Here is a 12,080-nt window from a genome sequence, read left to right as displayed (position 1 = left end):
TATTGCCCTACCGATCACACTCGCCATCGCCTATTTCGCCGCCCCTGAACCCCAGTTGGCACCGCCCAAACCGCATGGCGGCATCCGCACATGGCTGGGCCTGTTCAAGCTGAAGACCGTGCGCAAGCTGTTGCTGGCGGACCTGTTTTTGGGTGTCGCACCGGGGATTACCGGCTCGCTAGTGTTCTTCTTCTTTGGTCAGGTCAAAGGCTATGACCATGCCAGCGCCTCCATCTTCATGCTGCTGTATTTCATGGCAGGACTGGTGGGTGCGCCGTTCTGGGCTTGGCTGGCCACGCGCATCGGCAAGCACAAGACGCTGGCGGTCTCGTCCATCATCTTTGCCGTCTTTTATGGTCTGGCCTGCCTCGTACCGGGCGGGAATTTTGCCATCACCGCTGCGGCCATGTTCATGGCGGGCCTGCCCTATGCCGCAGCCCTGTTCCTGCTACGGGCCATGATGGCCGATGCGGGTGACGAGGTCCGCCATGAGACCGGAGAGGACCTAACCGGCCTGATGTTCTCCATCCTCGCCGTCACCACCAAGATGGGCCATGTCGTGGCCCTGATCCCCTATGCCATCCTGCAGTTCGTCGGCTTCAAACCTTTGCAGACGCCCGCAGAAAACGGCGACTTGGCCATCCTGATGTTGCAAATCCTGTTTATCGCCGTGCCTGCTGCGCTTATGGCTGCGGCGGCGCTGGTGATGCGGAACTATCCGCTGACGGCCCAGCGCCATGACCAGATACGCGCCGAACTGGCGCTCAAAGATGCGAAAGCCGCCCTATGACCCATCCCGTTGACCGCCTGAAAGAGATTATGGCTCGCCTGCGCGACCCGAATGGCGGCTGCCCGTGGGATGTGGAACAGACCTTCCAGACCATCGCGCCCTACACCATCGAAGAAGCCTACGAAGTCGCCGACGCCATCGAGCGCAACGACATGGACGAGCTTCGTGTCGAATTGGGCGACCTGTTGTTCCAGGTCGTGTTTCATTCGCGCATGGCCGAGGAAGCGGGGCATTTCAAACTTGAAGACGTGGCCGAGGCTATGGCTGACAAGCTGGTGCGCCGTCACCCGCACGTCTTTGGCGACGAGGCCGCCAAGGATACCGGCAGCGCCCAAAAGGCCCGCTGGGAAGACATCAAGGCCGCCGAGCGCGTCGCCAAGGCCCAAACCGGCGTATTGGACGATGTGCCCGTCGGCCTGCCCGCCCTGACCCGCGCCGCCAAACTGACCAAACGCGCAGGCCGCGTGGGCTTTGACTGGCCGTCGGTCGACGAGGTCTTCGACAAGATGGCCGAGGAGGTCGAGGAACTGCGCGTCGAGATCAAGGCGGGCGACAAGGAAAAGGCCAAGGAAGAACTGGGCGATCTGCTGTTCGTCATGGCCAATCTGGCGCGCAAGCTGGAAATCGAACCAGAAGACGCCCTGCGCGGTGCCAATGCCAAATTCATTCGCCGTTTCGAGTTTATCGAGGCCGAACTGAACAAGGATGGCCGCACGCCCGAACAATCGGACTTGGCCGAAATGGATGCCCTGTGGGACGCCGCCAAGGTGGCCGAGAAAGCATGAGCAAGTCCATCGCCACCCAGCTTGATCTGATCGCGCCTGATCCCACCCAGCAAAACCAGCACGATCCCGGCGGCAAGGTGCGTATGGCCCTGATGGCGGGTGTGCGTGGCGATGCCGCGTTCAGCGAGGATGGTCGTCACCGCACCCTGATGCGCCGCTGGCTGGGCGATACCTTCCCCGACCGCTATGTGCTGTTCATCGGCATGAACCCGTCCACCGCCGATGCCGAGGTCAACGACCCCACCTGCGCCCGCGAATGGACCTTTAGCCAGCGCGAGGGCTTTGCCGCCATGGTCAAGGCCAATGTCGGCGACTATCGCGCCACCCATCCCAAAATGCTGCTGGAAGACGGGGTGATCGTCTCGTCCCCCGCCAACCTGCCCGCCATCCGCGAACAGGCCAAGGGTGCCGCCCGCGTCATCCTGTGCCACGGCAAGCTGAACAAGGCGCTGGTGCCTGCGGGCAAGGCGCTGGTCGAGGCATTGACCGAGGACGGCGTCGAACTCTGGTGCTTTGGCACCAATGGCGACGGCAGTCCCAAACACCCGCTTTATCTGCGCGCCGACACGCCTCTGGTCCGGTGGATGCCCAAATAAATGAAACGCTACGGCTTTGACCTTATCATCTTCGACTATGACGGGGTCATTGCCGACAGCGAACTGCTGAGCAACACGGTGATGGCCGAACTGCTCTGCGAGATCGGCCTGCCCACCACACTGGATGATGCGCTGGCGACCTATCTGGGCAAAAGGTGGATGGATTGCGAGGCGCTTATTTCAGAACGTCTGGGCAGGCCCTGCCCGCCGGATGTGCACGGAGAATGGACGCGCCGCTGCCACGAAAGGGCGCATCGCGAACTGACCTCTGTTGCAGGGTTTGACGCCTTTCTGGCCTGCCGCTTAGAGCCTCGCTGCATCGCCTCGTCCAGCCCTCCGGACTGGATCGAGTTGGGACTAGGCCAATTCGGAGCCGCGCAAACCTTTGGCGGACCGATCTTCAGCGCCGCCGTCCACGTCACACGCGGCAAGCCCCATCCCGACCTCTTCCTCTATGCCGCAGACGCCATGAAGGCCGCCCCCGATCGTACTTTAGTGATCGAGGACAGCCCGACGGGCGTATTGGCGGGTGTTGCCGCAGGTATGACGGTCGTTGGTCTTTGCGCAGGTGGGCATATACGCGGCGATCATCCCGAACGCCTCGCCATGGCCGGCGCACATCAGGTGTTCGACAGCTATGTCGCCCTGTCCGACTGGCTCGCACCCTAGCCCAAACGGATTTCCTGAAGGTCCAGTTCACGCACCAGTTTGCGGGCGGTTTCCTCGTCAACAAGACGTTTGCGGGCCAGTTGCACCAGCTCTGCACGCTGGGCGGTCAGCGCCAGCAGGGCCAGTTCGCGCTCCAGTTTTTCCATCTGGTGGTTGCGCACCGTCTCGTCATCGTCCGCCCCCGAGGCCAGTTCGATCTGGTGGCGATAACTTTCCATCAGTCGCGCCACCACGGCGGCGTGCTCGTCGGGCCGGACCCCTGCCCCCAAGGCATCGCGCTCGGCCTGTTCCAGTGCACGAATAGCGGCCAGCGCCGCCGCCTTACGGGCGCGATCCTCGATTGTATAGGCGCGGTCCTCCGGCGGCAGTTCCACGCCCTTCAACAACATGGGCAGCGCAATACTGGCCACCACCAGCGAGATAATAATCACCCCTGCCGCCAGGAAAATCGCCAGATTGCGGGCCGGTAAAAGCGTGCCATCGGCCAAAAAGAACGGCAGGGTCAGGATACCTGCCAGCGTGATCGCCCCGCGCACACCCGACAGCGACATCACCGCCACCAGCCGCCAGCGCAGCTTGGGCCGTTCGCTCTTACCCTTTTGTCGGCTGAACAGGGTCAGGCGCAGCGTCGCCCACACCCAGATAAACCGCAGCGTCGCCAAAACACCGACAATAGCCATGACATAGACGGCCAGCCACCAGACCTCTTTTTGAGGTGTGGTTTTGATGACCTCGGCAGCGCGAGCCAGAATGGATGGCATCTGCTCGCCAAGGATTACAAAGATCAGGCCGTTGGCCGTGAACTGCACCGTATCCCACACGACCGCACGGCGAATGCGGGTGGCGGCCATGGCCGAGCCTTCGCGCTCGGTAAAGCTCATGGTGATGCCTGCTGCGACGGCAGCCAGAATACCCGATGCGTGTATGGCTTCTGCTGCCAGATAGGCTGCAAACGGCATCAGCAGGCTGACCAGTATCTGCCCGCCGACATCCTCGCCCCAACGGCGGCTGATAAAGCCTTTAGCCAGCCCGATCCCCATGCTGACCATGACGCCAACGGCGATACCGGCCAGAGCCAGCCACGCAAAAGTGCCGACCGCATGGGTCAGCGAGAATGCACCCGTCGTCGCGGCAATCACCGCAATCCGCATACAGGTCAGGCCCGTGGCATCGTTCAGAAGGCTTTCGCCCTCGAGGATATGCATCAGGCGCTTGGGCATCGGACTGCGGCCCGCAATGGCGGACACGGCAATCGGATCAGTCGGAGACAGGATGGCTGCCAAGGCAAAGGCCACGGCTAGAGGCATGGCTGGTATCATCCAGTGGATGAAGAAACCCAGCCCCAGCACGGTAAACACCACCAGCCCCAGAGCCAGTTCAAGGATCACCTTGCGGTCGCGAAACAGCGCCGCCTTGGGTATCCGCCAGCCGTCAACAAACAGCAGCGGCGGCAAGAACAACAGAAAGAAGATTTCAGGACGTAGATCGACGCTTTTACCGGTCAGCATCACCACCCCTGCCCCCAGTGCAATCTGCACCAGCGGCAAGGGCATACGGGTGATCCGCGCCACCCATCCCGACAGCACAACGGCCAGTAGAAGGAACAGCGCGGTCTCGATCAGTTGCATATTAGTCCAGTATGTCGGGGTAAGAACGCTCGAAGCGGCCCAAAGCTACGGGATGCAAACGCACCGTCATGCGAATGGTGCCGTCTTCCTCGGTATGGCGGTGGGTTACGCGGCCGTTTTCATACAGCCACGCCAGAACATCCCCGCGCGAGGCCGGTATCAGGATGACACTTTCAGGGTCATCGTCGATCAGGCTGGCAATAGTTTCGCGAAGGGCATCTGTGCCCTCGCCCGTCCATGCCGACACGGCCACAGCCTTGCCCTCGCGCGCCAGACGCTCGGCATGGCCAAGGACAGTTTCGCCCGCCTCGTCGTCCAGAAGGTCGATCTTGTTCCAGACCTCGAGGATACGGCGGGTACGGCCCTCCGGCGTCGCAATCTGGCCCAATACCTCCTCGACATCCTTGCGCTGGGCTTCGGTATCGGGGGATGCAATATCGCGCACATGCAGGATCAGGTCGGCCTCGCCCACCTCTTCCAGCGTGGCACGGAAGCTTTCGACCAGTTCGTGTGGCAGGTCGGAAATAAAGCCCACGGTATCGGCGATGATGGCCGGTCGCCCCTGCGGCAACTTGATCGTGCGCTGGGTCGTATCCAGCGTCGCAAACAACAGGTCCTTGGCGAAGACCTCCGAACCCGTCAAACGGTTGAACAGCGTCGACTTGCCCGCATTGGTATAGCCCACCAGAGCGATCGCCGGGAACGGCACGCGCTTGCGGGCCTTGCGGTGCAGGCCGCGCGTGCGGCGTACTTCCTCAAGTTCGGCCTTCAGGCGCACAATACGGTCGGCGATCAAGCGGCGGTCGATTTCGATCTGGGTTTCACCCGGACCACCGGTCGAGCCTGTGCCGCCGCGCTGGCGTTCAAGGTGGGTCCATGTCCGCACCAGACGCGAGCGTTCATATTCCAGACGCGCCAGTTCGACCTGAAGGCGTCCCTCGCGGGTGCGGGCACGCCGGCCGAAGATTTCAAGGATCAGGCCGGTGCGGTCGATGACCTTCACCTCCCAAGCCCGTTCAAGGTTGCGCTGCTGGACCGGTGTCAGCTGGTCGTCGATAACGACAGCCTCGGCCTCGGCGGCACGCACCAAAGCGGCCAGTTCCTCGACCTTGCCCGACCCGAACAGGGTCGCAGGCGTGGTGCTGCGCAGACGCACAACCTCTTCGGCCTGCACATCCAGATCCAGCGCGCGCGCCAGACCGACCGCTTCTTCAAGACGGTCGGCCGCATGACGCGATTTCTCGGAACCCCTGTCGGGGTGGATAACAACCGCCCGAATGAGCGGAACGGCGTGATCAATAAGTTTGGAAGTCAATCAGTCTTCTTCGGTTTCGGGCTCGAACATCTGCACCGGACCGGCAGGCATAATGGTCGAGATGGCATGTTTATAAACCAGTTGAGACTGGCCATCACGACGTAGAAGCACACAGAAGTTGTCGAACCAGGTTACGATACCCTGAAGCTTGACGCCATTGACCAGAAAGATGGTCAGCGGGGTCTTGGTCTTGCGGACGCTGTTCAGGAAGGTGTCTTGGAGGTTCTGGCGTTTGTCTTGCGACATGGCAGGTTTTTCCTGTTCTTCGTTATTGAGATGCCGATATCGGCCCGGGTTAGCCCCGAGCCGACATTAAACCTTGCATCCGGATTGGCGGCAACGCCTTAAATGGCCTCGCGGCGCGCCTGCGCAAGATACACTTCGCGCAAAAGTGTGGCGATCGGGCCCGGCTTTCCGTCAGCGATCTTTTCACCGTCCAGCGACACCAGCGGCATCACGAACGACGAGGCCGCCGTCACGAACAACTCCTTGGCGCGCTTGGCTTCTTCCAGAGAGAAGGCCCGTTCGTCCAGTTCGATGCCTTCCTCGGCGACCAGTTTCATAATCGCGGCGCGGGTGATGCCGCGCAGGATGTTGGCCTGTGTGTCGCGGGTACGCAGCTTGCCGTGTTCATCTACGATCCACGCATTGGTCGAGGAGCCCTCGGTCACCATGCCCATCTCGTCGAACAGGATGGCCTCATAGGCCCCCTTTTCGCGCGCGGCCTGTTTGGCCAGCGCATTGGGCAAGAGGCCGACCGTCTTGATGTCGCAACGACCCCAGCGGGTGTCGGGATGCGAAACCGCTGTCGCGCCCTTGGCCGCCAGCGCCTCGCCCTTGCTCAGGTCGATAGGCTTGGAGGTGACAATCACGCTGGGTGCCACGCCCTTGGGGAAGGCATGGTCGCGCGGTGCCGTACCACGGGTGATCTGGATATAGACGATCCCGTTACGCACGCGGTTGCGGCGGATGGTTTCGCGCAGGACGATGCCCAGAGCCTGTGCCGTCATCGGAATATCGATCCGAAGCTCGGTCAGGCTGCGGCCCAGACGCTGCATGTGGCCTTCATAGTCGGCCAGTTTGCCGTCAAAAACGGACCAGACCTCATAGACGCCATCGGCGAACTGGAAACCGCGATCCTCGATATGGACGACGGCATTGCCATGGGCCTGATAGGTCCCGTTTACATAGGCGACCCTAGACATCAGGCGCCCTCTCCTTCTTGATCGTCACCACCACGGGACGGTGAAACGCCCAGCGACTTCAGTTTACGGTGCAGCGCAGAACGCTCCATGCCGATAAAGGCCGCCGTACGCGAGATATTACCGCCAAAACGCATGATCTGCGCGGCCAGATAATCGCGCTCGAACACTTCGCGGGCCTCGCGCAGCGGCAGGGCAATAATGCGCTCGTTGCCAAAGCTGCTGGACGAGTTGGAGGCCACTTCCTGCGGCAGCATCTCGGCGCTGATCGGCTCGGAAATATCACCTGTCGCCAAGATCAGCAGGCGTTCGATATTATTGCGCAACTGGCGCACATTGCCCGGCCACGGATGGACCTGAAGCACCGCAATCGCATCCTCGCCCAGTTGGCGACGCGGCAGACCTTGCGAGGCCGAAAGGGTTTCGACGAAATACTCGACCAGTTCGGCAATATCCTCGCGGCGCTCGGACAGGGGCGGAACGCGGATCGGAACGACGTTCAGACGGTGGAACAGGTCCTCGCGGAAGCGTCCCTCGGCGATCTCGACCTTGAGGTCTCTGGCGGTCGAGGTGATGACGCGCACATCCACCTGAACGTCCTGTTCGCCACCGACGCGGCGGAAACGCTGATCCACCAGAACACGCAGCACGCGGCTCTGGCTTTCGCGCGGCATGTCGGCCACGTCATCCAGATACAGGGTGCCGTTATGGGCGCGCTCGAACACGCCGATCTTGGCGGGACGGCCATCCGCCCCCTCTTCGCCGAACAGTTCCACATCAAGACGTTCCGGCGTCATACCGGCCGCCGAGATCACCACGAACTCGCCCTTGGCACGCGGGCTGTTATCGTGGATCTGGCGCGCGACCAGTTCCTTGCCCGAGCCGGGAGGGCCGGAAATCAGCACACGGCTATTGGCCGGTGCGACCTTGGCAATGGTATTGCGCAGGTTCTGGGCTGCCACCGACTTACCGATCAGGCCCGACGGCGTCATGGCCTGTGTGCGCAGGCGCTTGTTCTCGCGTTTCAGCGAGGCCGCTTCGAGGGCACGGTCGACGACCACCACCAGACGATCCGACTTGAACGGCTTTTCGATGAAATCATAGGCCCCGCGCTTGAGCGCGCTGACGGCAGTTTCGATATTGCCGTGGCCAGAGATCATGACGACCGGCAGGTCTTCATCCAGTCCCTTGATAACATCCAGCAGTTCGAGGCCATCCATGCCCCCGCCCTGCATCCAGATATCCAGTACCGCCAGCGAAGGCTTGCGCGCACGCACAGCCGCCAGTGCCTCTTCGGCATTGGAGGCGGAACGGACGTGATGCCCCTCGTCTTCCAACAGTCCCGATACCAGTTCACGGATATCGCTCTCGTCATCAACGACCAGAATGTCGGCGCCAGTAGTCTTCATAGGGCCTCTCTCTTCATGTCATCGCCCGGCTTGCCTTCGGAAAGGCGCGGGGTCGATTTGATATTCTGACGCAGGGGAAAAACGAGGGTGACACGCGCGCCCGACAGGCTTTCGGCATCCCCCAATCGCAATTCTCCCCCGTGATCTTCGCAAATACGCTTCACAATAGCCAATCCCAAGCCTGTGCCTTTTTCGCGGGTGGTCACATAGGGCTCGGTCAGGCGGTCACGGTCTTTTTCCGGCAGGCCCATGCCATCATCCTCGATGATGAAACGGGCATAGCCTCCCGACACATCCAGACGTGTCGCAATGCCCGGATAGGCCGTCTCGGCCCCCGACGCCTTGTGCGCCGAAACTGCTTCACCTGCATTCTTGAGGATATTGATCAAGGCCTGACGCACCATGCGCCCGTCGCAGTCCAACACCGTTTCCGGAACCGGCTCGAACACATCCACACCGATATCGGGCAAGGCTACACGCTGGGCAAACACCGCCTCGCGCAGCATCTCGTCGGCGCGTTCTTCGGTAAAGCGCGGCGCGGGCATACGGGCAAACGAGGAGAACTCGTCCACCATACGGCCAATATCGCCAACCTGACGGATGATCGTTTCCGTGCAGCGGTCGAATATCTCGACATCCTCGCCCACCTTGTCGCGATAGCGACGGCGCAGACGCTCTGCCGATAGCTGGATAGGGGTCAGCGGGTTCTTGATCTCGTGGGCAATCCGGCGGGCGACATCGCGCCATGCCGCATTACGTTGAGCCGTGACCAGACGGGTAATATCGTCAAAGGTCAGCACCATCTCGCCACCCTGACCGCCCTCGATGCGCACGCGCAGACGGCGCGTTTCGCCATCGCGGGTCACGTCGATATCTTCTTCGATATGGGCTTCACCGCGCTCGGAAAGCTCGCTCAACTCGGGCGAGACTGCGCCCAGACGCTGGCCTTGCACATCCTCGTCCGTAATCGACAAAAGATCGCGGGCGCTGTCATTAATGGCCGAGACACGGCCATAGCGATCCAGACCGATCACACCGGCACTGACGCCTGACAGAACGGTTTCGATAAAGCGCGAACGGGTCTGCGCCTCGACACTGGCCGAGCGCAGCGCAACCTGCTGGGTCTGGATGTCGTGGGTCATGCGGTTAAAGGCATCGGACAGGACCGCCATTTCCGCTGGCGCATCCGACGCATCCACACGCGCCTCGAAATCCCCTGCCGAGAGGCGCTCAGCAGCGCCAATCAACTGGCCGATCGGGCGCGAAATCGCATTGGCTGCCGACATGGCCAGCCACACCGCCCCCACCAGAACCAGCAAGGCCGTTTCCAGATAGGCCAGCGCAAAGATCGCCTGAATCTGGGCGCGACTTTCCTCGGCCTGACGATAGGCCAGAATGGATTCCTCGCCCGTCCGCATCCGCTGGATCAAGCCCTCGGCCAGCGGGCGCACTACATACAAATAGGCATCGCCATAGTCCGGCAGCGGATAAAGCGCACGGATACTGTCGGGGTTTTCGGTTGCCGAGGCCGGAGCCACCTCGCCATCGGCCAGAATACGGAAGGCATCGGGCGGCGGTGCCACATAGGGCGGCGCATCGGGACGCTCGCCACTGGCCAGAACCTCGCCCTTGCCATTCAGGATATAGACCGCCGGATAGCCGAAGAAGTCGCCGATCTGGGTCAGGGCGCGGTTGAACTGGATGCGGTTGTCGAACATGCCGCGAATACCGCCCAGCTCGGTACTCATCGTCTCCAGATCGCGTTCCAGCCCCGCACCGACATCGGCCACATAGGCGCGACCGATCAGAGCACCGTTCTCGACCGAGGAGCGCACATTGGTGCTGAACCACTGGTCCACACCCCGGTTGACCAGCACGCCGAACACCAGCGCGATCAGAACCGCAGGCACCACCGAGACGATAGAGAACAGGAACACAAACCGCAGATGCAGTCTGGCCCCCGCTTCATGGCGGACCCGAAACAGCTTGAGGACCTGACGGCCAACCACCGCCGCAAGCAAGCCGATGACCGCCATATTGGCCAGCAGCACATAGAGGATAACGCGAACCGACGCCGTGCGGCCCTCGCCTGCCGATCCGGGGGCCACCGCCACAATCCAGATCGCCAGCGCCGTAACGATAAACGCGACCGCATAGGCAAAGCCGAAGAAAGCACGCGGGCGATCAGCCCAGATGCGCCCTTTTACGGGGCGCTCTGCAGAAGGGTCTAAAACCTGTTCCGCGCGGGGTTCGCTCATAAGGAACTAGCTACGCCCAACTGTGGCATAAGTTCAACAGCATAGTTGCCGCTTTACCCCACATTGTTCAACCAAAGCGCCCGAAGGGCCTCTTCGACCTCTTCCAGACTGTTTAGTCTGCACAATCTGGCCTTGGCCTGACGGCGTTCCAGAGGATCAGCCGGCCACGGTGCCTGCTCGATATACCAGCCCAGATGCTTGCGGAACATCTTCAGACCCAGCGGCAGATTATAGAACTCCGCCGAGGCCCGCATGTGCTCGATCACAATGTCGAATCGATCCTGACGATCCGGCTCGGCCAATTGCGTGCCGTCCGCAAGTGCCCGTTCCAGATGCGCCGCCAGCCAGGGGCGGCCATAGACACCGCGTCCCAGCATCAGGGCATCGGCACCTGACTTGTCCAGCGCCTCGCGCGCCTGTTCGGCGGTGATGATGTCGCCATTGACCACGACCGGAATGGACACCGACTGCTTGACCTCGGCAATGGCATCCCAGTCGGCCACGCCGGTATAGAACTGCTTGCGGGTGCGCCCATGAACCGTGACGGCCTTGATGCCGAGATCCTCGGCATGTTTGGCCAGCACAGCAGCGTTCAGGCTGTTGTCGTCCCAACCCAGCCGCATCTTGACCGTCACCGGACGGCTGACCGCCTTGACCGCCAATTCCATGATCCTGCAGGCCAGATCGGGCGTGCGCATCAGCGCCGAGCCACAGGCCGCGCCGGTGACTTCCTTGGCAGGGCATCCGAAATTCAGGTCGATAATGTCCGCGCCCGCCGCCTCGGCCATACGCGCACCCTCGGCCATCTTGACCGGATCACCGCCAACCAACTGGATCACTGTCAGGGGCAGACCAGCGCCCACAGCGGCACGACGCACCACATCGGGGCGCGCTCGGGCCAGCTCTGCGGCCGCCACCATTTCAGTCGCCACATAGCTCGCGCCCAGCTTTGAAGCCAGCACACGGAAGGGAAGATCGGTAATCCCCGTCATAGGTGCCATCAGCACCTTTCCGGCAATCTCGACGTCCCCGATTTGCAATCTCGAACTCATGGCGTCCTTAGCGCTGAAACCATGCCCCCTCGTCAAGTACGAAGGAGGCGCTTAGAAGGCAGGCATGACCTTCTCTGCTATCATTGTGGCTGCCGGATCGGGTTCTCGCGCAGGCGGGGACAAGCAATGGCGTACCGTTGGCGATAAGCCGCTGATCCGATGGTCGGCGCAAAGCCTGCTGGCGGCAGGAGCCAATCCGCTGGTTCTGGTGCTGGCCGAAGGGGCGCAAGATCGCGCCCGTGAAGCCTTGGCAGGCCTTGATGGCTGGATCGCGGTTACAGGCGGTGCCACCCGCGCCGATTCTGTTCAGGCAGGCCTTGCTGTGCTGGAAGACGACCGCCCCGTGCTGATCCACGATGCCGCCCGCCCGTTCCTC

General features: G+C 61.9%; 12 protein-coding genes. 5 read left to right on the top strand and 7 right to left on the bottom strand.

What is annotated here, in order from left to right; genetic code table 11:
• The 4 genes from RSB01_RS11360 to RSB01_RS11345 form a co-directional block, all read left to right on the top strand.
• Positions 1-790 (top strand): MFS transporter (locus tag RSB01_RS11360; protein WP_332625496.1); only part of this gene is annotated, 790 nt, incomplete at its 5' end.
• Complete coding sequence (gene mazG / locus RSB01_RS11355; protein WP_332590374.1) at positions 787-1,575, top strand: nucleoside triphosphate pyrophosphohydrolase; 789 nt, start codon at positions 787-789, stop codon at positions 1,573-1,575. The genes RSB01_RS11360 and mazG, both read left to right, overlap by 4 nt.
• Entirely contained in the window at positions 1,572-2,171 is a 600-nt protein-coding gene (locus RSB01_RS11350; RefSeq protein ID WP_332590375.1) for a DUF1643 domain-containing protein, read from the top strand. Before mazG ends, RSB01_RS11350 begins: the two co-directional genes overlap by 4 nt.
• A complete protein-coding gene (locus RSB01_RS11345) occupies positions 2,172-2,840 on the top strand; it encodes an HAD-IA family hydrolase (protein WP_332590376.1) in 669 nt (222 codons plus the stop codon). It begins immediately after the preceding gene.
• Here RSB01_RS11345 and RSB01_RS11340 read toward each other — a convergent pair.
• The 7 genes from RSB01_RS11340 to dusB all read right to left on the bottom strand — a co-directional run bounded on the left by RSB01_RS11340 (position 2,837) and on the right by dusB (position 11,704).
• Positions 2,837-4,468: a Na+/H+ antiporter gene (locus RSB01_RS11340; protein WP_332619853.1), complete on the bottom strand. Its 1,632-nt coding sequence runs from the start codon at positions 4,466-4,468 to the stop codon at positions 2,837-2,839. The two genes, RSB01_RS11345 and RSB01_RS11340, sit on opposite strands and share 4 nt — an antisense overlap.
• Before the next feature lies 1 nt (position 4,469).
• Positions 4,470-5,783 (bottom strand): GTPase HflX, encoded by a 1,314-nt coding sequence (gene hflX / locus RSB01_RS11335; RefSeq protein WP_332591863.1) that lies wholly within the window; start codon positions 5,781-5,783, stop codon positions 4,470-4,472.
• Positions 5,784-6,029: an RNA chaperone Hfq gene (hfq, locus tag RSB01_RS11330; protein ID WP_167177865.1), complete on the bottom strand. Its 246-nt coding sequence runs from the start codon at positions 6,027-6,029 to the stop codon at positions 5,784-5,786.
• Between the two features lie 98 nt (positions 6,030-6,127).
• A complete protein-coding gene (locus RSB01_RS11325) occupies positions 6,128-6,988 on the bottom strand; it encodes a D-amino-acid transaminase (RefSeq protein ID WP_332591864.1) in 861 nt (286 codons plus the stop codon).
• Positions 6,988-8,394, bottom strand: a complete 1,407-nt coding sequence (locus tag RSB01_RS11320) for a sigma-54 dependent transcriptional regulator (protein WP_332619854.1) — start codon at positions 8,392-8,394, stop codon at positions 6,988-6,990. The genes RSB01_RS11325 and RSB01_RS11320 overlap by 1 nt, the downstream gene beginning before the upstream one ends.
• Complete coding sequence (locus tag RSB01_RS11315) at positions 8,391-10,652, bottom strand: PAS domain-containing sensor histidine kinase (RefSeq protein ID WP_332590663.1); 2,262 nt, start codon at positions 10,650-10,652, stop codon at positions 8,391-8,393. Before RSB01_RS11315 ends, RSB01_RS11320 begins: the two co-directional genes overlap by 4 nt.
• A 53-nt stretch (positions 10,653-10,705) precedes the next feature.
• The gene (gene dusB / locus RSB01_RS11310; protein ID WP_332625495.1) at positions 10,706-11,704 is read right to left on the bottom strand and encodes a tRNA dihydrouridine synthase DusB; all 999 of its coding nucleotides are present in this window, start codon (positions 11,702-11,704) and stop codon (positions 10,706-10,708) included.
• A gap of 64 nt (positions 11,705-11,768) precedes the next feature.
• Between dusB and RSB01_RS11305 the strand changes: the two genes are divergently transcribed.
• Positions 11,769-12,080: 2-C-methyl-D-erythritol 4-phosphate cytidylyltransferase (locus RSB01_RS11305; RefSeq protein WP_332625494.1), on the top strand; the 312-nt coding region annotated here is incomplete at its 3' end.

It is taken from the genome of Brevundimonas sp., from assembly GCF_036659295.1.
GTDB lineage: Bacteria > Pseudomonadota > Alphaproteobacteria > Caulobacterales > Caulobacteraceae > Brevundimonas.
Note: the sequence above shows the minus strand (reverse complement) of the source record. Positions and strands in the feature narration are given on the sequence as shown.